This is a genomic window from Geomesophilobacter sediminis, assembly GCF_016458275.1.
Taxonomy (GTDB): domain Bacteria; phylum Desulfobacterota; class Desulfuromonadia; order Geobacterales; family Geobacteraceae; genus Geomesophilobacter; species Geomesophilobacter sediminis.
In genome coordinates this window covers 97,611-119,118 of record NZ_JAEMHM010000010.1, presented here as the reverse complement: position 1 = coordinate 119,118, position 21,508 = coordinate 97,611, and the positions used below count along the sequence as shown (strand labels likewise).

Sequence of the window (21,508 nt, the reverse complement as noted above, 5' to 3'; positions counted from 1 at the left end):
GATGCCGGGAAATTACGGAGCAAAAGCAATGAAGGACGCATCAGGGGCTGCCGACTCGTCCCTGCGGATGACCGCCGACAGCACCGCTGGCGTCAGCAGATATTACGTCATCGCCTTGGTCCTGGTTACCCTGCTCGCCTACTTCCCGGTCTTGGGCAACGATTTTGTCGCTTATGACGACCCTTACTACCTGCTGGAAAATCCGTTGGTCAACCGGGGGGTTACCCCGGAGGCGATCCGGGATGCCTTCACCACCATGGCGCAGGGGCACTGGCATCCCCTCACCTGGGTGAGCCACCAGATCGATTTCGCCCTCTTCGGGGTGAACCCCGCCGGCCATCATGCGATGAACCTGCTGTTCCATGTGCTGAATGTACTGCTGTTGTTCCGGCTGCTTCGGCGGCTGAACCTGGCCCCGCAGCTGGCGGCGATCACCGCCGGACTTTTCGCCCTCCACCCCTTGCATGTGGAATCGGTCGCCTGGGCCTCCGAGCGCAAGGACGTGTTGTGCACCTTTTTCATGCTCCTGGCTCTCATCGGTTACGAGCGGTATGCCCGGGAGCCCCGCCGGGGCAGCTACCTCGGCACGCTCGCCTTTTTCGCGGCGTCTCTACTGGCCAAATCGATGTCGGTGACCTTGCCGGTGCTTCTGCTCCTTTTGGATTGGTGGCCGCTGCGGCGGCTGGACCGGCAACGGCTGGCGCGGGTCCTGGCCGAGAAGGTACCGTTCTTTCTCCTCTCCGGCGTTGCCTCGGTAATGGCCTTTCTGGCGCAGAAAACCTCCGGAGCGACCGCCATGGGGGTCGATCCCGGGGTGGCAATGAACCTCGCCAACGCGGTACGCTCGGTGGCGCTCTACCTGGTGAAGACGGTCTGGCCGGCAGGGCTTGCCCCTTTGTACCTGTTCCCGGCAGAGATCCCTGCCGGGCAGATCGTCGGGGCGATCCTGGTACTTTTGGGGCTTTTGGCCCTGGCGGTCATTCAGCGCAACCGGAACCCCTGGATTACCTTCGGGATTCTGTGGTACCTGGTTACCCTGCTGCCGATTATCGGGATCGTCCACGTCGGATTCCAGGCGCTCGCCGACCGCTATACCTACATCCCCCACATCGGCGTCTTCCTCGCGGTGGTTGCTGCGGCGGAGAAGTGGATCGGTAGCAGGCGGGGGGCGGCCACTGTCGTCGTCAGTGCGGTGCTCCTTGGGCTGGCTGCGGCAACCTACGCCCAGGCTCGTCTCTGGCGCAACAGCGAAACCCTCTTCCGTGCCGCCATTGCCCGGACCTCCGGCAACTACGTGATGATGCACAATCTGGGCGACGAACTTTTGCGTCAGGGGCGGATTGCGGAGGGGGTGAAGCAGCACGAACTGGCAGCAGCCCTGCGCCCGGATGACCCGGAATGCCAGTTTTCCTACGGCAGCGCGCTGCTGCAGAGCGGGGAGTTCAGCGGCGCGGAAGCACATTTGCGCCAGGCGTTGGCGCTGGGGCCGTCCCGCAAAACGACCGGGAGAATCTATAACAACCTCGGCAGTGCCTTGTGGAATATGGGAAGGAAGCAGGAGGCACTGGCGACCTTCTACCAGGCTCTCCAGTTCGCTCCCAAAAGCCGCACCGTCCGAAAGAACATCGAGGATTTGAAACGGGAAATGTAGGAACGGGAGATCCTTATCCACTACCTCCCTCGCCCTCCGGGAGAGGGGCGGGGTGAGGGGATCGCCGTGCAGAAAACCACCTGGACTCAAAGGAGGAATCGCTTCCATGGAAGCTGTGAAAAAAGTCGCCATCGTTCTCAACGGGTTCATCCACGACTTCGCCACCGGGTACTGGCTTTCCGACCTGATCGCCATCTATCTGTTGCAGCGCTACCGGGTCCAGTCTCCCGAGCTGGCGACGGTGATCCTGGCGGTGCAGCGGTTCTTCTTCTGGAACTGCGTCGGTGCCGCGGTCACCATCTTCGCCACCGGGGGGATGCGCTCGTTTACCTACGTCGACAACTTCTTCGGCGAGGATGTCGAGAAGACCCGGCGCAAGATGCTCATCCTCAAGCACATCGTGCTGTTCGTCATCGTCGGTGGCGGGATCTTCTGGGGGTACCGGATGTGCTTCGCCTGATCATCGGCGTGGACGGGCGCTCCCACAGGAAAGGCAGCTTCCGTCCGTTATTCAAGGAGCGACATTTCTGTCGCGACCTTGCGCCGATGATCGCGACAGGAATGTCGCTCCTCCAGCCCGAGTGTCGGGGTGCTTCAAAAACGGCTGAAGGCGGATTTGACCTTGGAGAGAGTCCAGGAAAGATCCGCCTTCAGCCGTTTTTTTTCCTGTATACCCGCTCCAGCCCCTTCATCCCGCTTGTAACCTAGATTTGGTTTGACTCACACCGTAAAAAAAAGTAACTTGGCGAGGATTTATCTACGGAGTTCATATATGTGGCTTGGCCGCTTTTACCTTATCTTCCTGATCCCTTACACCCTCTTCTGCAGCATCGGTGCCGTGCTCGCCGGACTCGTCGACCGCAGCGGCAAATGGTCCCACGCCTGGGCCCGCCTCTGGAGCTACGGCTGCGTGAAGGCCGCAGGGGTGCGCCTCGTGGTGGACGGGACCGATAAGATCCCCACGGACGGTCCGGTGATCTACATGGGGAACCACCAGGGGAACTTCGACATTCACGTGCTCAGCATCGCGATCCCGCGCCGCTTTTCCTGGATTGCCAAGGCAGAACTTTTCCGGGTGCCGGTGTTCGGCGGGGCCATGCGGCGGGCGGGGTACGTTCCCCTGGACCGCAGCGACGGGCGCAAGGCGCTGAAAAGCATGAAGGAGGCGGCCGCCCGCATCGCTTCCGGCACCTCGGTGGTCATTTTTCCCGAAGGTACCCGGTCCACGGACGGGAACCTGCTCCCGTTCAAGCGCGGCGCCTTCCTGCTGGCGGCCAAGGCGGGGGTTCCCATCGTACCGTTCACGATCAACGGGAGCCGGCGGGCAAATCCCGCGCATACCCTTGAGCTCAATCCCGGCACCATCCACGTGACCTTCTCGGACCCGATCCCGGTGGCCGGTGAGAAGGAAGACGTGCTCCTGGAGCGCGTGCGTGAGGCGGTCACCGCCCGACTGGAGGCTCCCTGAAATGGCTGCAACGTATCTGCTCATGATCGCCGTCGGCATCGCCCTGGTCGCCTGGGGTCTTCCGGCATCCCACCGGCTGAAGCGGCCGCTGGACATCGTGGCGGCGCTGATGGTCCTGGTCGGGATCTCGGTCGCCCTGCTCGGCACCCTGCTCTTCATGGCGCCGAATTTCTTCAAAAGCTGAGAAGGTACATGGACAAGGCAAAAACCATAGCGCTGAATATCGCCGTCGCGGCGGTCATCGCGATCATCTTCCTGTGGGCGAACACCCTCTACCGGCAGCACGTCCAATTCGACAAGGGAAACCAGGCGTTCAAGGCCGAGGATTTCACTGGTGCCGTGGCCGGTTATGAAGCGGCGATCCACATGTACACGCCGGGAAGTTCGGTCGTGGAGCGGTCCGCGGAACGGCTCTGGCAACTGGGGACCCTGATGGAGCAGCAGCGCGATACGGCGCGCGCCCTGGTTGCCTACCGGGCGCTCCGGAGCTCCTTCTACGGGGTGCGCTGGTTCGCGCAGCCGGGCAAAGACTGGATCGCCAAGTGCGACGCCCGTATCGCCGCACTGGTCAAGCTGCAGGGCGGACGCTAGGGGGCAACCCCATCCTCACCCTCTCCGTCGCATGCTCGCGCTCACGCGCGACCCTGGAACGAAAGGGGACGACGCGGCAGCGTCTCAGCTGGAGTTGACGTTTCAGCCACCTCACGCGGGCGCTTACTTAAGGAAACTACGTGGAAGAAGAACCCAATAGCATTGCTATTCCGAATATTCCCAGCGAAGGGCTGAAGTTCCTGGCGCTGGGCGGGCTGGGAGAGATCGGCCTGAACATGTCGCTTTTCGAGTACGGCGACGACATCATCATCATCGACTGCGGTCTGATGTTCCCGGAGCCTTACATGCTCGGGATCGACATGGTCATCCCGGACATCTCCTACCTCAGGGAACGCTCCGACCGCATCCGCGGCATCCTCCTCACCCACGGCCACGAAGACCACATCGGCGCCCTCCCGTACATCCTGCGCGAATTCAATCCCCCGATCTACGGCACCGCCCTCACTCTTGGGCTGGTCAAGGAAAAACTCAAGGAATACGACCTCGACACGAAGACCGACCTGCGCGTGGTGAAGCCGCGCGGCAAGGTGGAACTGGGAGAGAATTTCGAGGTCGAGTTCATCCGGGTCGCCCACTCCATCGTCGACGGCTGCGCGCTCGCGATCCGCACCCCGGAAGGGGTCGTGATCCACACCGGCGACTTCAAGCTCGACCAGACTCCCGTCGACGGCGAGCTCACCGACCTCGCCACCTTTGCCCGCTACGGTGAGGAGGGGGTCCTGGCACTGATGGCGGACTCCACCAACGTCGAGCGCGAGGGGTATACCCTCTCCGAGCGCCTGGTCGGCGACGCCTTCGAGGAGATCTTCCCGCGCTGCGAGGGGCGGGTCATCGTCGCCGCCTTCTCCAGCAACGTCCACCGGGTGCAGCAGGTGGTCTGGGCGGCGGAGAAGACCGGGCGCAAGATCCTGTTGAACGGCCGCTCCATGATCGCCAACGTGCAGATCGCCCGCGAGCTCGGCTACCTGAAGATCCCGGACGGCCTCCTGATCGACCTGAAGGAGCTGCCGCGGCTGGAGAAGAGCGAGATCTGCATGATCACCACCGGGAGCCAGGGGGAGCCGATGAGCTCGCTGACCCGGATCGCGATGGACGACCACAAGCAGATCAAGCTGGAGGAGGGGGACACCGTCATCCTTTCCTCCCGCTTCATTCCCGGCAACGAGAAAACCATCGCCGACCTGATGAACCACCTCTACCGCCGCGGCGCGGAGGTGATCCACGAGAAGGTCTCCGAGGTCCATGTTTCCGGTCACGCGAGCCAGGAAGAGCTGAAGCTTTTGCACAACCTGGTGCGCCCGCTCTACTTCGTCCCGGTGCACGGCGAGTACCGCCACCTGGTCAAACATGCCCAGCTCGCCCAGAAGGTGGGGCTTCCCAAGGAGCGGACCATCCTCGCGGTAAACGGCGACGTGGTGGTCTTTTCCGGGCTGGAGGCCTGCATCGCCGACCATGTCGAAACCGGGCGGGTCTTCGTGGACGGCAAGGGGGTCGGCGACGTCGGCAACGTGGTGCTCAAGGACCGCAAACACCTCTCCGAGGACGGCATGGTGGTGGTGATCATCGGCATCAACCAGGGCAGCGGCGAGATCATCTACGGCCCGGACATCGTCTCGCGCGGCTTCGTCTTCGAGGATGAGAGCCAGCAGTACCTGGACGAGGCGAAAAAGGTGGTGCTCGACACCCTCGCCCTGGTGAACCCGGAAGTCATGACCGACTGGAGTGAAGTGAAGCTCGAAGTGCGCCGCGTGCTGCGTCGCTTCTTCAACAAGACCATCGAGAGGCGCCCCGTGATCCTCCCCCTGATCCTGGAGATGTAGGACAAGCCATGACGACAGAAGAGATCACCGAGAAGAAACAGAAATTCAGCAAGGAAATGAAGGGGATGGGTCTGTCCGTGGTCGGGCTCTTCCTCGCCGCGGCGCTCCTCTCCTTCAACGGCGACGACCTCTCCTTCAACAGCGTTTCGCTCAAGATCGAGACCCATAACTGGGGCGGGCGCTTCGGCGCGCAGCTGGCCGACGTCTTTCTCCAGCTGTTCGGGCTCGCCTCCTACCTCTTCCCGGGGACCCTGCTCTACCTCGCCTACCGCAACTTCCGCTTCGAGGAAGTGCGCTGGAAGCCCTACAAAGCGGTCGGTTTCGGCCTTTTGCTCCTTTCCCTGGCCGGCCTGTTCGGCTTCACCCTGCAAAAAACGGAGATCTTCAGCCAGATCGTCCCGACCGGCGGCGTGATCGGGTTCGGCTTCGCCTCCCTTTTGAAGCGGGCCTTCGGCACCTTCGGGGCGCTTTTGATCCTGCTCCCGATGCTGGCTACCTCCGCGATGCTTCTTTCCCGATTCTCCTTCGTGCTCTTCGCCTCCTGGTGGGTGAAAACGACGCGGGAGCGCTGGGAACAGGCCAAGGAGCGCCGGGAGCTGAACCGCAAGCTCGCGGACGAGCTGAAGGGGGAAAAGGTCACCCACGCCGCGCCGGTGATCCGCAACGCCCCGGCCCCCGCTCCGGTCCCGGCCCCGGCCGCCAAGAAGGAGAAGAAAAAGGACGAGAAGAAACTCGCCCCGGTGCAGGAGGCGTTCGAGTTCATCAAGAGCGACGGCGACTACCGGACCCCGCCCCTGTCGCTGCTCGATCCCGTGCCGGAGGGAGTGAAGAAGCAGGACAAGGAAGTCCTGACCATGAACGCCCGCCTGGTCGAGAAGAAGCTCAAGGACTTCGGCGTCGAGGGGGAGGTCGTGGAGATCTGCCCCGGCCCGGTCATCACCATGTACGAATTCTCGCCGGGCCCCGGCATCAAGGTGAGCCGCATCGCGGGGCTCTCCGACGACCTCTCCATGGCGCTGCAGGCGCTTTCCATCCGCATCGTCGCCCCGATCCCCGGCAAGGGGGTGGTCGGGATCGAACTGCCGAACCGCGAGCGGGAGATGGTTTCGCTCAAGGAGATCTTCAACTCCGAAGAGTTCCACCGCGGCAAGATGAAGCTTCCGATGGCGCTGGGCAAGGACATCGCCGGCAACCCGCTGGTCACCGATCTCGCCAAGATGCCCCACCTGCTGGTGGCCGGTGCCACCGGCTCCGGTAAGTCGGTCGCCATCAACACCATGATCCTGTCGCTGCTCTATACCTCCACCCCCAAGGACGTCCGCCTGATCATGGTGGACCCGAAGATGCTGGAGCTTTCGGTCTACGAGGGGATCCCCCACCTGCTGCTGCCGGTCGTCACCAATCCGAAGAAGGCGGCGCTGGCGCTCAAATGGGCGGTCGAAGAGATGGGGCGGCGCTACCGGCTCATGTCGGACAAGGGGGTCCGCAATATCGACTCCTACAACCGGGAGCTGGAGCGCTGCGAGAAGGAGGCGGCCGAGAACAAGGCGCGCGAGACGGTCGTCGTGGAGGAGATCGAGGAGCCGGAAGAGATCGACGAGATGGAGGAGCGCGAGGCGGCGATCCAGGCGTTTTTGGCCAAGGAAGAGGAACTGGAGCACGGCCATCTCCCCTACATCGTGGTCATCGTCGACGAGCTCGCCGACCTCATGATGGTTGCCGGCCGCGAGATCGAGGAGTCCATCGCCCGCCTGGCGCAGATGGCCCGTGCCGCCGGCATCCACCTGATCCTCGCCACCCAGCGCCCGTCGGTCGACGTCATCACCGGCCTGATCAAGGCGAACTTCCCGGCGCGGGTCTCCTTCCAGGTCTCCTCGAAGATCGACTCCCGCACCATCCTGGATTGCAACGGCGCCGAATCGCTTTTGGGGATGGGGGACATGCTCTTTTTGCCGCCGGGGACCTCCAAGATGCTCCGCGCCCACGGGGCGTTTGTTTCCGACGCCGAGGTGCAGCGCGTGGTCGAGTTCCTGAAGAAACAGGGGAAGCCGGTCTACGAGACGTCGATCCTGGATATGAAGGAAGGAAGCGACAAGGGGGGCGGCGACGAGGAAGACGAAATCGACGAGCGCTACGACGACGCCTTGGCGCTGGTTGCCGAGGCGAAGCAGGCGTCCATTTCCATGATCCAGCGGCGTCTTCGGATCGGCTACAACCGCGCGGCCCGGATCATCGAGAAGATGGAGCAGGAAGGGGTGATCGGCCCCTCCGACGGCACCAGCAAGCCGCGCGAGGTCTTCATCAACAAGCTGTGACCTCGTACCGCAGGTTTATGCTCCCCGTTGAAAAAGGGGGATTTAGGGGGAGTTGCTTCTAAGGTTTTGCAACGGCAAATCCGCCCCAGCCCCCCTTTTTCACAGGGGGGAGCCAAAGGTTTACCCACCAAGAATCCATTGCCGTGTTTTCCATAACCCAGGGGGTGCCGACGATGAATGCCGTACTGAAAGAGAACCTTTCCCATTTCGCCGTGACCATTATCGGCAAGGACCGCCCGGGCATCGTGGCCGACACCGCGGAGGTCCTCTACCGTCTTGGCTGCAACGTCGAAGACTCCAGTTCCACCATGCTCGGCGGCGAGTATGCGATGATCCTCATCGTCTCCCACGTCAAGCCCTTCTCCAAGAAGACCCTGGAGGCGGAGTTCGCCACCAAGTTCAGCGGCGGCGGTCTTTCTTTCTTCATCAGGAATCTGAAGGTGGATGAGGTCCAGTACCAGGAGCCGATGGGAGAGCTTTGCCTGGTTTCGGTGTACGGCTCCGACAAGCCGGGGATCGTCTACCGGGTCACCCGCGAGCTTGCCGACCGGCAGGTCAACATCACCGATCTCAACACCAAGCTGATCGGGAGCCCCGCCGAGCCGGTCTACGTTCTGATCCTCGAGGCGGCGCTCCCCGAGGGGATGTCGGTAGAAGAGGTCACCCAACTTTTCGCGGGGTTGAAGCAGGAGCTGAAGGTGGAAATTTCCGTGCGACTCATCACACCGGTGGCGCTGTAAGATGTCGGTTCGCCCTATCGTCCTTTATCCCGACCCGATCCTGAAGACCCCGGCCGCTGCCGTCGAACGGATCGACGCGGCGGTCACCGAACTGCTGACCGATCTGGTGGACACCATGCTGGCCGGACCGGGCTCGGTCGGCGTAGCCGCTCCGCAGATCGGAGTGGGGCTCAAGGTCTGCGTGGTGGACGTTTCCAAAAGCCGCAACGGCAAGGACAACAACCACGGCCGCCTGTTGATGGTAAACCCCGAGATCGTGGCGAGAAGCGGTGCGGCGACCATGCGCGAAGGTTGCATGAGCGTTCCCGACTACACCGGCGACGTCGAGCGCGCCACCGACATCACCGTCCGCTTCGAGAGCCCCGAGGGAAGGCAGGAAATCAGCGCCTCCGGGTTCGAGGCGGTGGCGATCCAGCACGAAATCGACCATCTCGACGGGTATCTTTTCCTGGACCGCATCTCCTCGCTCAAGACCGGCCTGTTCCGTCGCAAGAACTACAAGTAAAGTTGCCTAAAGATAACGGGATCTTGGCGCTGCCGGAACCCTTCCTTCGTCGGGGCCACATGCGGCAGCACGTAAAGGCAAATCCCCCCCAGCCCCCCTTTGCCAAAGGGGGGAGTTCAAGGTCCTTCTTGTAATGGAAACATCATGATCTGGGTTTACTACGCCTGTATCCCGCTGTACTTTTTCGGCTCCTTCCGCTGGCCCCTGCTCGTTGCCGGGCTGGCTTTGGAACTCGTCTACCTCGCCGGCCGGGGGCTCACCCTGGGGCGGCTGCCGCTGATCGGGCCGCAGGATACCCTCGCGTTTTTCTCCTGTTCCGTTGCCCTCATGTCCATTCCCTTCGTCTTCTCCCGGGAGCTGCGCGGTAACCGCTCCTTTTCCTGGGGGTGCGGTCTCATGGCCGGGCTGTTCGCGCTCCTGTCGCTCCCTTTCCCGACTCTCAACATGCCGCTGCCTCCGGTGCTCGATACCTACTGGTTCGAGCTCCACGTCGCCCTTGCCTTTTTCGCCTATGCGCTCTTCGGGGTAGCGGCGCTTTTGGGGGGGATGTACCTGAACGGGGGCGGGCGGAACCTGCTCGACCTGCAGTACCGGGCCGCGCTGGTCGGTTACACGATGTTCTCGCTGTCGATGATCTCCGGGGGAATCTGGGGATACTATGCGTGGGGGACCTACTGGCTCTGGACCGCCAAAGAGCTCTGGACCTCGATCCTGTGGCTTTACTATTCCATGTACCTGCACCTGAGGATCAAGGGGCCGGCGTGGGACAAGGCTTTTGCCTGGATCGGCATCGCCGGGTTCCTGGTGACGCTGTTTACCTATCTCGGCGTCAGCATGCTCATGCGCAGCTCGCACAGCTTTTAGTAACTGTTTCCGCCGGGTCCGATCGGACCGATCCGTCGGATCCGTCCGATCGGTCTGATCAGACCGGCGGGGGAGCCCCTTGATGCTCAAAAGTCTCTACAACAAGCTTTGCTCTCTTAATCTCGGGCTCTGGCTCATTTGCCTGGTCATGGCGTTTCTCGCGATCGGCTCGTTTTCGCGGGGTGCCGCGGAGGGGGGCGGGCTCAACGAGATGCCGCTTTTCATGTTCCTGCGTGAGGCGCCGGTTTCCTTCTCCTGGTGGCTCTGGATCTGCGTCGCTCTCATCGCGGTCCTGGTCGTCAACACCATCGTCTGCGGCTTCGACGCGCTGCGCAAGGGACGCAGCCTGGCGCCGCAGTTGATGCACCTCGGCTTTCTCGCCATCGTGCTCGCCCATCTTATTTCGGCCTATGGCGGATTCAAGCAGCCGATCCAGGTCATCCAGGGCGGGGGGATCTATTTTCCCGACGGCGAGCGGCTCACCGTGGAGCAGATCGGTGGGACCACCGGCGCGATGGGCATGATGACCTCCTACGCTGCCATCCTGAGGTTCCCCGACGGCCGGCGCAGCGAAGTGCGCCCGAACCACCCCCTGTTCCACAAGGGGTACGGCATCTATATCAAGGAAGTCGGTATGATGGAGGCTCCGGCCGCCCTCTTCGAGATCCACCGCGAGCCGGGCGCTCCCGCCGCCCTGATCGGCGCCATCTTCTTCACCATCGGGAACCTGATGCTCTTAAACACCCGGCGCCAAAGATAAAGGGATGATTTGCCCAACTTTCCCAATTCCCTGATCGAAGCGTCCCCTCTCCTTCAAGGAGAGGGACAGGGTGAGGATGGGGGCAAATGTTCATCTTCGCGCCAGGAATGGTGCTCCCACAGGTAGTAGATGCTACATAGGAAAAGGGCTTCCCCGCTTATGAGGAAGCCCTTTTTTTTTCTCAACGATCCAGGAAAAACGCTTATTTGTGGATGGTTACCGACTTGATCACCACCGGGGTAAGCGGGACGTCGGGCATCCCCTGCTGCACACCGGTCGGGGTCGCGGCGATCTTGTCGACGACATCCATCCCGGAGATGACCTTACCGAACACCGCATAGCCGAAACCCTGCTGGGAATTGTCGCGGTGATTCAGGAAGGGATTATTCACCACGTTGATATAGAACTGGGCGGTAGCCGAGTCGACAACACCGGTACGTGCCATCGCCACGGTCCCGCGGTCGTTCTTCAGCCCGTTCCCCGCCTCGTTCTTGATCGGGCGCCCGGTCTGCTTCGGGGTGATCGAGGCGGTCATCCCGCCGCCCTGGATCATGAATCCCTGGATGACGCGGTGAAAGATGGTCCCCTCATAGAACCCGCTTTTGGCGTAGTCGATGAAGTTAGCCACGCTCAAAGGTGCCTGGTTGGCAAAAAGCTCGATGGTGATTTTGCCCTGATTGGTGTCGATCACCGCAGTCGGGTTTTTCCCGGCGGCGAAGGCGCTCCCGCACAGGGACACGACCACAACCAGGGCCAGCAGCATTTTTCTGAACATTTCGGTTCCTCCTTTTTCATTTGATGTCGCTCAGCTTTTATAAGCGAATTCCGTTGGCCGGTCAACCCTCACCGGACCCGGCAACTAATGGTTGACAGATACGCCGCCACAGTAGAAAATGACGGGTCCTTAATCTATCTATCGGGGGTTATCGAAGTTGCAGATTCAATTCGGAACGGATGGCTGGCGCGGCGTTATCGCCGACACCTTTACTTTTGAAAATCTCTCCGTTGTAGCCCAGGCGACCATCGACTACATGCGCCGAGAAGATCTCGCCGACCGCGGGATCGTGATCGGCTACGACCGCCGTTTCCTTTCCCATGAGTTTGCCGAGCGGGTCGCCGAAATCGCCGCGGGAAACGGCATCAAGGTATGGTTCTCCGACGGTTTTGCTCCCACCCCTGCCGTTTCCTGGGCCGTTTTCGAGCGCGGCGCCGGCCTCGGCATCATGATCACCGCGAGCCACAATCCCCCCCGTTACAACGGGTTCAAGATCAAGGAAGGCTTTGGCGGCTCCGCCCGGCCGGCCACCACGAAGCTTTTGGAGCAGATCGTGGCCGAGAACCAGGCCGCATCCCGGAAGATCGTTTCCAAGCCGCTGCGCGAGGCGATGAACACCGGCGAGGTAGAAGTGATCGACCTTCGTGTCCCGTACCTGGCCCAACTCGGTCGGTATGTGGACCTGGAAGCGATCCGCAATGCGGAGATCCCGGCAGTTGTCGATCCGATGTTCGGTGCCGGCTGCGGGTACCTCCCCGAGCTGATCCCGGGAATCGCCGAGATCCACGGCACCGAAAATCCTTCCTTCGGAGGGCATCCCCCCGAACCGATCGCTGAGAACCTGGAAGCCCTGTCCGCACTGGTCGCCACCGGCGAATACAAGGTCGGTCTGGCTCTGGACGGTGACGCGGACCGTATCGGGGCCGTCGACGAGACCGGCGAGTTCTTCTCCTCACACCGGATCTATACCGTGTTGCTGCGGCACCTTTACGAGCGGAAAGGGGTGCGCGGCGGGGTGGTAAAGACCGTTTCCACCACCCGGATGATCGATCTTCTCGCCGAGAAGTTCGACCTCCCCATCTTCGAGACCCCGATCGGCTTCAAGCACATCTGTGAGCTGATGCTGGAGCACGACATCCTGATGGGGGGCGAGGAATCGGGCGGCCTGGGGGTGAAGGGGCACATTCCGGAGCGTGACGGCATCCTGATGGGGCTTTTGCTCCTGGAAGCGATGGCGATGAGCGGGAAGGGACTGCGCGAGCTCCTCGAAGAGACCATGGACGAGGTCGGCCACTTCTTCTACAACCGGATCGACCTGCATATCGAGAAGCAGGCCAAGGAAGATCTGGTGGCGAAGCTCGCGGCCGGCGGCATGAGCAAGATCGCCGGGCGGGAAGTAGTGAAGGAAAACTTCCGCGACGGGTTCAAGTTCATCTTCGGTGACGGTTCCTGGCTTTTGATCCGCCCCTCCGGGACCGAGCCGGTGCTCAGGCTCTACAGTGAGGCCGGCGACATGGCAACGGTGACCGAACTCCTCTCCGCCGCCCGCGGCATCGCCGGGATCTAGGACCGTTTCCTCTGGTAGGCCTTTAACTCTCCCTTTGAAAAAGGGGGATTTAGGGGATTTGCTCTTATGATTGGAAAGGTAAATCCACTCCTTCGCAAAGAGGGGTGGAGTCATCGTCTGTCGGGGATGGGTGTCCCAACGCCTTTCCTTGCAATAAGCCCTTATATTTGTTATAAAAATCGCTGCCGTCGCCACGCCACCCCCGCTCAAGGAGTCTCATCCGATGGTGATCTACGATGAGGAATATACGCAGCTAACTGCGGTCGCCGAGAAGCTCCTGAGGGACGCGAACGCCCTTTCGGTCTTTCTGGTCGACAAAAACGGACAGCTCATCGTTGGGGTAGGCGACACGGCGCGCATCGACACCACGGCGCTCGCCTCGCTCACGGCAGGGAGCATCGCGGCGACCGGCGGGTTGGCCAAGCTGATCGGGGAAAAGGAGTTTTCGGTCTTCTTTCACGAGGGGGAGCGGGATCATCTCCATATCTCCATCGTGGCGGGGCGGATCATCCTGGTGGTCCTCTTTGACTCGCGCTCCTCGCTCGGGCTGGTCCGGCTCCGGGTGAGAAAGGCTTCCGAGGAGTTCGCCGGCATCTTCCTCCCGCTCTTCGAGAAGAACGAAGAGATGCTTCGGAAGGGGGAGAGCGAATTCCCCTTTGCCGAGATCACCGACGACGACATCGACAAACTCTTCCGGTAACCAAAAGGAACGGTTCATGTCCTTCATCAACTACGCTTCCCGCGAAATCAACTGCAAGATCGTCTACTACGGGCCCGGGCTCTGCGGCAAGACGACCAACCTGCAGTTCGTCTATCAGAAAACGGCGCCGGAAGCGAAAGGCAAGATGATCAGCCTGGCGACGGAGACGGAACGGACCCTCTTCTTCGACTTTCTCCCCCTGGCCCTCGGCGAGATCCGCGGCTTCAAGACCCGTTTCCACCTCTACACCGTTCCCGGCCAGGTCTTCTACGATGCTTCCCGGAAATTGATCCTGAAAGGGGTGGACGGGGTGGTCTTCGTGGCGGACTCCCAGGAAGAGCGTATGGACGCCAACCTGGAGAGCGTGGAGAACCTGCGCACCAACCTGGCCGAGCAGGGGTACGACCTGGACAAGATCCCGTACGTGATCCAGTACAACAAGCGCGACCTTCCGGACGTTCTTCCCGTCGACGAGCTGCGCCGCGAACTCAACCCCACCAACGTTCCCGACTTCGAGGCGTGTGCCATGACCGGCGAAGGGGTCTTCGAGACCCTGAAGGCGGTGGCGAAGCTGATCCTCCAGGAATTGAAGAAGGGGCGGTAAGTCGCTAAAAAGGTAAGCAAAAAGGGGACAGGCACCTTCGGAGCCTGTCCCCTTTTTGCTTATGTGGCCCTGAGGCGCGACCGACGTACCCTGTGGGAGCGCCTTTCCAGGCGCGATCAACCCGCCGCGCGGGTTGTAACGCTCCCCCGGCGGATGATGGGCGCTCCGACAGAGCCCCCACTCACCCTTCCTGGTGCAGCTTCTCCCACAGCGCCTTGGCCGTTCCCAGGGTCATCCCCTTCAGCTTCACGAGTTCCTCGACGCTTGCTTCCTTCACCGCCTTCAGGCTCCCGAAGTGGGTGAGGAGCGCCTTCTTCCGCTTTTCGCCGATCCCCACAACCCCCTCCAGTTCCGATGAAGTGAGCTCTTTGCTCCGGACCTTCTTATGATAGGTGACCGCAAACCGATGCGCCTCGTCGCGGATCCGCACCAGCAGCAAGAGCGGCGCGGAGCTTTGCCGCATGACCACCGGGTTCTTCCGCCCGGGGAGGAATACCCGCTCCTCGCTGCGCTGCAGCTCGGCCGATTCCATCTCGCGCGTCACGCGGCTCTTCGCCAGACCGGCCGCCTCCACCCCTTCGATCTCCAGCTCCTTCAGCACCGCCCGAAGCACGTTCAACTGCCCGATGCCGCCGTCGACGACGATGAGGTCGGGCGGGTCCTCCGGGTTATCCGCCTTGAAACGGCGGGAAAGGACCTCGCGCATCATGGCGAAGTCGTCGGACTGCTGCACGGTCTTGATCCGGTAGCGCCGGTAGAGCGAGCGGTCCGCCTTGCCGTCGATGAAGACGACCCGGCTCCCGACCGGAAATTCCCCTTGGATGTTCGAGATGTCGTAGCATTCGATCCGGCGTGGCAGACGGGACAGGTCGAGCTTGTCGGCCAGGTCGTCGAGAAGGTCGCTGCTCGCGTTCTCCCGCGCCTTGGTCTCCTCGGCAGTGCTCTGGGCATTCTTCTGGGCGAGTTTCACCAGCTCCAGCTTGGAGCCGCGCTGCGGCGCATGGATGGTGACCTTCTTGCCCGATTTCTCGCTGAGCAGCTCCTCCAGCGCGGCCGGTTCCGGGATCGGGATCGGTACCAGCACCTGTGGAGGGATCGGTGCGTCCTGGTCGTAGTATTCGTTGAGGAAGGATGCCAGCCCCTCCTCGGTCTCCATCTCCCAGTCGAAGCAGAAGGAGCGGCTCCCGGTGAGGGCGCCGCCGCGAATGTGGAGCAGCGCGAGCTGGACCCGGTCGCCTTCCCGGAAGATCCCGAAAACGTCGGCATCACCGCTTCCCGCCACCACCTTCTGGCGCTCGACGGTCACCTCGATGGCGCGCAGAAGGTCGCGATACCGTGCCGCTTCCTCGAAGCGCTCTTCCTGGGATGCCTGCAGCATCCGGTCCCGGTAGATCTTGCCGATTTCGGTGTTTTTCCCTTCCAGGAACAGCGCGGCGCCCCGAGCGAGCTCTCCGTATTCCTCGGCGGTGATCTTGCCGAAGCAGGGCGCCGAGCACTGTTTCATCTGGTAGTAAAGGCAGGGGCGGCCGCGCCGCAGGCAGGCGGCCAGCGGGTGGTGGCGCAGCGGGAAGATCTTGTAGATCTGCTTGAGGACCTCGCGCGCGGCGTGCGCCGAGGAATAGGGCCCGAAATAGCGGGCGCCGTCGGCAGGGACCTTGCGCACGATGGTAAGCCGGGGGAACTGTTCCTTGAAATCCAGACGCAGCGAGAAATAGGTCTTGTCGTCGCGCAGGTTGATGTTGTAGCGGGGGCGGTGCTTCTTGATCAGCGTGTTTTCGAGGATCAGCGCTTCTTTTTCGGTATCGGTGACGATGAACTGCACCGATTCGACGAGATGCACCATGAACCTGATGTGCAGCCGGGTGTCGCCGGGACCCACGTAAGCGCGGACCCGATTCTTCAGGTTGCGGGCCTTCCCCACGTACAGGACCGTGTCGTCCTTCCCCTTCATCAAGTAGACCCCGGGGGAAGAGGGGAAGTTGCTGATCATTTCAGAGGTAATCATTGCGGAGTGTTTCTCTGTCGGCGGTTGACGAGACCGAATCCCCTCTCCTTGACGGAGAGGCTAGGTGCGGATGGGGGGCTGTGGCTTGAGGTACCCCCATCCTCCTAACCTCCCCGTTGAAGGGGAAGGAACCGGTTAACGCGGCTTCCGGGTGGCACCGGCCTTGGCCGCCGGGTTCTTGGCGCCCGTCTGGGCCGGGGCACCTTTCGCCCCTTTTCCGGGTCCCTTCGGGCGAAACGGAGCTCCGCCGCCTTTGGCGAGCATTTTCTGGGGCTTGGCGATGGAGACGGTGATGCTCCGGTCGATCAGGAGGGCGCCGTCCAAGGTCGCGATGGCGTCTTTGGCCTCGGCGTCGGTCGACATCCGCACGTAGCCGCATCCCTTGAACTCGCCGGTCTTGAGGTCGGTGATCAGGTGGATCGAGGTCACCGTCCCGGAGACGGAGAACAATTTCCTCAGGTCTTCCTCGGTTGCCTCGTACGAGATCCTTCCGACGTACAGTTCTTTTGCCATGAGTCTTCTCCGTCTGTAATGCGTAATCGCAGGTTTGGTGGAATTGGCCAAAGGCCGAGTGTACCACAAGAGTGAAGCCGGCGGCAAAAGCTATGTCAATCGCCTGGCAGATGGATTGGCACTGATGTATCGGATGCCGGCACCGGAACCTCATAATAAAAGTTGTATCGATCCATTAACCAAGTACAATGTCTCTGCCGCGGCGCTGAGTCAGTGCACGCCGCGTTGTTGCTATCTTTGGTTGGTGGTTGTTCATCCCGAATGGTCAAATGGGTAACTTTGAGAGAAGGAGGACGATCGAATGAGAGTGTTCAGAATCGGACGTAGACAGCTGCTGGGTGCCGTATGCGCCCTTGCCTTGGCGACACCGGCCCTGGCCGAAGACGAGCTGGTGAACCAGATCAACGAGGCGGTGAAGCTCTACAAGCAGGGACAGTTCAGCGAGGCCGCCTCGGAGCTCGATCTTGCGGCGCAACAGATCAGGATGAAGCAGGGTGACCAACTGAAGAACATCTTTCCGGAGGCCCTGACGGGATGGAAGGCCGAAGCGGCCGAAGCAAGCGCCGCCGGAGCGGCGATGATGGGGGGCGGCATTACCTCGTCGCGCCGCTATGTAAAAGAAGCTCGTGGGGAGGATGGTTCACCCGAGGTGCACATCGATCTGATCAAGGATTCCCCGGTCATTGCCTCCCTGGTGATGCTCATTCAGAACCCGGCATACATGGGAGCGGCGGGCGGAAAAAGCATCAAGGTCGGTACCTATCGGGGGATGCTGCAACAGGAGGGAGGCGAGCAGAATCTACAGTTGGTAGTTGCTAATAAAGTGCTGCTCTCTGTGAAGGGGCAAAGCGGGGCTTCTGAAGCAGACGTGATGGCCTACGCAAAGAAGATTAATTTTTCCTTACTGGAAAAGCTTTGCGCGCAGTAACAAGAGCGGTACTGTGAGTGTGGGGACGCCGCTTCCCAGGGGAAAACCACTGCATTATACACGGAAAAAAATTTTATGACAGACTGTAAAACAGCAAAACAGGGTGGTATAGTTAACTCAGCAACAAGGGAAGCAGAATCCCTTACAAAGGAGGTAGCCATTATCGACATAACTCCACCGCAAAGGATTCTCACAACTTGACGCAGTGCACGTTCAACGGAAAATTCCGCTGAACCACCCCCTTGAAAAGGGAACCCAGAAACAGTCTGAAAAGAAGGCCCGCCATTTATGGCGGGCCTTTTCATTTTATTGACCCACTCACCCTCAAGAGCGGCGCGTCTGGAGATGGCTTACGCTCGTTACCCCGATGTTCCCTATCCTGACCTCCCGATACCTCAAGACCGAAGCAGCCATCGCGGTAGGAGCGACGTTCCTGCCGCGTCGGAATATCTCCTCCTGGGGTCCGCCCATGGGATAGCACGTTGCTGCTTACCCTGTGGGAGCGCCTTTCCAGGCGCGATAATCGAAACGGAACGCGCCGCCTCCGGCGGATGGCGCCGGGAATGGCGTTCCCACAGAAAAGGTGAACCGTCGTCAGTCATACAAGAAACGACACTCCTCTCGCTACCTCAGGGGACAATTCGCGGCGGGGAGGCCGCTTCTGCACGTTCAGCCGACCGCACGTTAGTTCTTGCCGTGAGTGCTACCGCAGCACCGTCCCAAGATAATGAAGCAGCGCGTTGGGGAAGACCCCGATTACGACGATGGCGGCGGCGCTCAGGAAGAGGGCGGCCGATTCGGCCGGGGAAGCCGGTTGAGGCGGGGTGGTTTCGGCGGGGCGCATGTAGAGATGGACGACGACTCGCAGGTAGAAGTACGCGGAAATTGCGGCGGAGATGATGCCGATGATGGCCAGGGCGATTTCGCCCCCCTTCACCGCGGAATAGAAGATGAAGAACTTGCCCATGAAGCCTGCGGTGGGGGGAATGCCGGCCAGGGCGATCATGGCAAGGGCCAGGACTCCGGCCCGGAAGGGGGCGCTGTAGCCGACCCCGGAGTATTCCTCCATGCGGGCCCGCTCCTCGTCGCCGGAGAGCGCGGCGATGGCGCCGAAGGCAGCCAGGTTCATCGCGGTATAGATGGCGCCGTAAAGAAGGACTGCGGCATACCCGTCCCGGGTCCCGGTGAGCAGGGCGAGGGTGAGGTACCCCATGTGAGCGATCGAGGAGTAGGCGAGCATCCGCTTGATGTTGTTCTGGCGCAGGGCGGCGAGGTTTCCCAGCACCATGGAGAGCAGGGAAAGGGCAAACAGCGGGACGTGCAGCTCCCGGGCCGGAGCGGCAACCCCTAAAAGCAGCAGCAAAAAGGCGGCCGCAGCCACCTTGGAGCCGGTGGAAAGGAACCCGGCAACGGGAGCGGGGGCGCCCTGGTAGACGTCCGGAGTCCAGAGGTGCCCCGGAACCAGGGAGAGTTTGAAGGCGATCCCGATCAGGATCATCCCCCATCCTGCGGACATGATGGCCCGGTTGCGGAAGTCGAGCGCGGCGGAAAGCTCCAGCGAGCCGCTCCCCGCGAAGATGAGCGAAATGCCGAAAGCCGTGAAGGCGGCGGCGACGGCGCCGAAAAGAAGGTACTTGAGACCCGCCTCGCCGGACTCCGCGCGGTTCAGGTCGATGGCCACCAGGATGTAAAAGGCAAAGGCGATCGACTCCAGGGCGAGAAAGAGCGTGAGGAGATTGGTGGCGCAGGGAAGCACGCACATCGCAAAGAGCCCGAAGAGGACTGTTGCCGGGTACTCTTCCCCCTCGATCCGGTGCCGGTCGTTGTACCCATGCGAGTAGAGCAGGGTGAGGACGCCGGCAATGCAGAAGATCGGAACGAGATAGCGTGCCAGGGGCGAGAAGGAGATGCCGGGGATGGCGGGGGTGTAGGATGCCGGATAGAGCGCGCCCCAGACGCCGGCCGCGGTACCGGCGGCGACGGCCAGGCAATAGACGAGGCCGCGCTGCAGAAACGGCCCCAAAAGGAGCACCAGCAGCGCACCAACGCCGGTCAGTATCAAAGGCATGACAGATAAGACATCGGCTACCGACATCAAGAACTCCTCGCTGACTACTGCTTCCGCCGGGTCCGATCGGACGGATCAGTCGGATCGGACGGATCGGTCCGAGCGACTCCGGTAATTATTTAACCCCCACCAGCAGCGCCACCGGCCCCTTCACCAGCTCCAGCAGCGGACTCGGCGAAACGCCGAGGTAAACCGCACCCACCGCCAACACCGCGAGTATCCCACCTTCCCGCAGACTCAGATCGTGCATCACCAGCGGCTTGCGCTCTTTCCCGAACAGGATCTCCTGAACCAGGCGCACGGTGTAGACCAGGGTCAGCACCATCCCCAAAAACGCGAAACCGGCCGGCAGCGGCGCCACCTTGAAGGTGCCGATCAGGACCAGGAACTCGCCGACGAAGTTGTTCAGGCCGGGAAGCCCCGCCGACGCCATGCAAAAGAGCAGGAAAAAGAAGGAGAGCGCCGGGACCTTGCCCCAAACGCCGCCGTAGGTATCGATTTCCCTGCTGTGGGTCCGTTCGTCCAGCATCCCCACCAAGGCAAAGAGGGCACCGGTGGTGACGCCGTGGTTCACCATTTGCAGGATCGCCCCGGAAAGGGCAATCGGGCTCCAGGCGGCGATACCCAGCGCGACAAAGCCCATGTGGCTCACGCTCGAATAGGCCACCAGGCGCTTCATGTCTTTCTGGGCGAAGGCGATCCAGGCCCCGTAGGAGATCCCGAAGACCGCCGCCGCATAGATCAACGGGGTGAAGGCGCGGGCGGCATCGGGGAAGAGGGGATAGCCGAAGCGGACCAGGCCGTATGCGCCGGTTTTCAGCAGCAGGCTGGCCAGGATGACGCTGCCGGCGGTCGGGGCGTCGGTGTGGGCGTCGGGAAGCCAGGTATGCAGCGGGAACAGCGGGAACTTGATCGCAAAGGCAAGGAGGAAGGCGGCGAAGAGCCACAGCCCCACGTCATAAGGTACCTTCGTCCCGATCAGGTCCACCAGCGCAAAGCTGTAGGTGCCGCTCTGCGCGCCATGCATCAAGAAGATGGTGATGATCGCCACCAGCATCAGCAGCGATCCCAGGAAGGTATAGAGGAAGAACTTGACCGCCGAATAGATCCTCCGGCCGTGTCCCCAGATCCCGATCAGGAAGAACATCGGGATCAGCATCACTTCCCAGAACAGGTAGAAGAGGAACAGGTCCAGGGCGAGAAACACGCCCAGGATGCCGCTTTCCATAAGGAGCAGCAGAGCGAAGTGCAGCGGCACCCGTTCCTTGATCCCTTGCCAGGAAACCCCGACCCCGATGACGGTGATGAACGCGGTCAGCGCGACCATCAAAAGGCTGATCCCGTCCATCCCGAGCGTGTAACGGATCCCGAAGAAGTCGATCCAATGGACGTTCTCGTACTGGAAAAAGCCGGCCGGGGCGGGATAGAGGGTGTGGACCGTGTCGAGGGTAAAGAAATAGCCCGACAGCACGAGTTCCGCCACGGCGAAGCCGAGGGCGACCAGACGTGCCAGGGCGTCGCTTTTTCTCACCGCGAGGATGAGGAGCGCCCCCAGCGACGGGAGGAACACGAGAAGGGTTAGCAGGTGATGGCTGATCATGGCGGCGTGTCCA

20 protein-coding genes are annotated in these 21,508 nt (G+C 61.6%); 15 read left to right on the top strand and 5 right to left on the bottom strand.

Annotated elements, in window-relative coordinates; genetic code table 11:
- Positions 1 to 28 precede the first annotated feature (28 nt).
- From JFN93_RS13395 to JFN93_RS13345, 11 genes are all read left to right on the top strand, one after another.
- On the top strand, positions 29 to 1,651 hold the full coding sequence (locus JFN93_RS13395) for a tetratricopeptide repeat protein (RefSeq protein WP_199384597.1): 1,623 nt from the start codon (positions 29 to 31) through the stop codon (positions 1,649 to 1,651).
- A gap of 106 nt (positions 1,652 to 1,757) precedes the next feature.
- The gene (locus tag JFN93_RS13390) at positions 1,758 to 2,111 is read left to right on the top strand and encodes a hypothetical protein (RefSeq protein ID WP_199384596.1); all 354 of its coding nucleotides are present in this window, start codon (positions 1,758 to 1,760) and stop codon (positions 2,109 to 2,111) included.
- Positions 2,112 to 2,423: 312 nt separating this feature from the next.
- Positions 2,424 to 3,119: a lysophospholipid acyltransferase family protein gene (locus tag JFN93_RS13385; RefSeq protein WP_199384595.1), complete on the top strand. Its 696-nt coding sequence runs from the start codon at positions 2,424 to 2,426 to the stop codon at positions 3,117 to 3,119.
- A 1-nt stretch (position 3,120) separates the two neighbouring features.
- Entirely contained in the window at positions 3,121 to 3,303 is a 183-nt protein-coding gene (locus JFN93_RS13380) for a hypothetical protein (RefSeq protein WP_199384594.1), read from the top strand.
- A gap of 8 nt (positions 3,304 to 3,311) precedes the next feature.
- Positions 3,312 to 3,710, top strand: coding sequence for a hypothetical protein (locus JFN93_RS13375; protein WP_199384593.1), 399 nt, complete (start codon positions 3,312 to 3,314; stop codon positions 3,708 to 3,710).
- A gap of 140 nt (positions 3,711 to 3,850) precedes the next feature.
- The gene (locus JFN93_RS13370; protein WP_328753944.1) at positions 3,851 to 5,551 is read left to right on the top strand and encodes a ribonuclease J; all 1,701 of its coding nucleotides are present in this window, start codon (positions 3,851 to 3,853) and stop codon (positions 5,549 to 5,551) included.
- An 8-nt stretch (positions 5,552 to 5,559) separates the two neighbouring features.
- Positions 5,560 to 7,866 (top strand): DNA translocase FtsK, encoded by a 2,307-nt coding sequence (locus JFN93_RS13365; RefSeq protein WP_199384592.1) that lies wholly within the window; start codon positions 5,560 to 5,562, stop codon positions 7,864 to 7,866.
- A gap of 173 nt (positions 7,867 to 8,039) precedes the next feature.
- Complete coding sequence (locus JFN93_RS13360) at positions 8,040 to 8,606, top strand: glycine cleavage system protein R (protein ID WP_199384591.1); 567 nt, start codon at positions 8,040 to 8,042, stop codon at positions 8,604 to 8,606.
- Position 8,607: 1 nt separating this feature from the next.
- A complete protein-coding gene (gene def / locus JFN93_RS13355; protein ID WP_199384590.1) occupies positions 8,608 to 9,111 on the top strand; it encodes a peptide deformylase in 504 nt (167 codons plus the stop codon).
- 144 nt (positions 9,112 to 9,255) lie between these two features.
- Entirely contained in the window at positions 9,256 to 9,975 is a 720-nt protein-coding gene (locus JFN93_RS13350; protein WP_199384589.1) for a cytochrome c biogenesis protein, read from the top strand.
- A gap of 82 nt (positions 9,976 to 10,057) precedes the next feature.
- Complete coding sequence (locus JFN93_RS13345) at positions 10,058 to 10,735, top strand: cytochrome C biogenesis protein ResB (RefSeq protein ID WP_199384588.1); 678 nt, start codon at positions 10,058 to 10,060, stop codon at positions 10,733 to 10,735.
- 202 nt (positions 10,736 to 10,937) lie between these two features.
- On the opposite strand, the gene JFN93_RS13340 is transcribed toward JFN93_RS13345, so the two are convergent.
- Positions 10,938 to 11,510 carry a peptidylprolyl isomerase gene (locus JFN93_RS13340; RefSeq protein WP_199384587.1) on the bottom strand — a complete coding sequence of 191 codons (573 nt, stop codon included), beginning with the start codon at positions 11,508 to 11,510 and terminating at the stop codon, positions 10,938 to 10,940.
- Positions 11,511 to 11,667: 157 nt separating this feature from the next.
- Between JFN93_RS13340 and JFN93_RS13335 the strand changes: the two genes are divergently transcribed.
- From JFN93_RS13335 to JFN93_RS13325, 3 genes are all read left to right on the top strand, one after another.
- Positions 11,668 to 13,077, top strand: a complete 1,410-nt coding sequence (locus JFN93_RS13335; protein WP_199384586.1) for a phosphoglucomutase/phosphomannomutase family protein — start codon at positions 11,668 to 11,670, stop codon at positions 13,075 to 13,077.
- 223 nt (positions 13,078 to 13,300) lie between these two features.
- Entirely contained in the window at positions 13,301 to 13,777 is a 477-nt protein-coding gene (locus JFN93_RS13330) for a roadblock/LC7 domain-containing protein (protein WP_199384585.1), read from the top strand.
- 16 nt (positions 13,778 to 13,793) lie between these two features.
- The gene (locus JFN93_RS13325) at positions 13,794 to 14,381 is read left to right on the top strand and encodes a GTP-binding protein (RefSeq protein WP_199384584.1); all 588 of its coding nucleotides are present in this window, start codon (positions 13,794 to 13,796) and stop codon (positions 14,379 to 14,381) included.
- Positions 14,382 to 14,562: 181 nt separating this feature from the next.
- Here the strand turns inward: JFN93_RS13325 and uvrC are convergent, their stop codons facing one another.
- Together uvrC and JFN93_RS13315 are read right to left on the bottom strand one after the other, a co-directional pair.
- Positions 14,563 to 16,386 (bottom strand): excinuclease ABC subunit UvrC, encoded by a 1,824-nt coding sequence (uvrC, locus tag JFN93_RS13320; RefSeq protein WP_199384583.1) that lies wholly within the window; start codon positions 16,384 to 16,386, stop codon positions 14,563 to 14,565.
- A gap of 135 nt (positions 16,387 to 16,521) precedes the next feature.
- Positions 16,522 to 16,899 (bottom strand): RNA recognition motif domain-containing protein, encoded by a 378-nt coding sequence (locus tag JFN93_RS13315; protein WP_199384582.1) that lies wholly within the window; start codon positions 16,897 to 16,899, stop codon positions 16,522 to 16,524.
- A gap of 301 nt (positions 16,900 to 17,200) precedes the next feature.
- Here JFN93_RS13315 and JFN93_RS13310 point away from each other — a divergent pair, with 301 nt between their 5' ends.
- A complete protein-coding gene (locus JFN93_RS13310) occupies positions 17,201 to 17,827 on the top strand; it encodes a hypothetical protein (protein WP_199384581.1) in 627 nt (208 codons plus the stop codon).
- A 703-nt stretch (positions 17,828 to 18,530) separates the two neighbouring features.
- On the opposite strand, the gene JFN93_RS13305 is transcribed toward JFN93_RS13310, so the two are convergent.
- A complete protein-coding gene (locus JFN93_RS13305; RefSeq protein ID WP_199384580.1) occupies positions 18,531 to 19,922 on the bottom strand; it encodes an NADH-quinone oxidoreductase subunit N in 1,392 nt (463 codons plus the stop codon).
- Positions 19,923 to 20,010: 88 nt separating this feature from the next.
- Positions 20,011 to 21,495, bottom strand: a complete 1,485-nt coding sequence (locus JFN93_RS13300) for a complex I subunit 4 family protein (protein ID WP_199384579.1) — start codon at positions 21,493 to 21,495, stop codon at positions 20,011 to 20,013.
- Positions 21,496 to 21,508 lie beyond the last annotated feature (13 nt).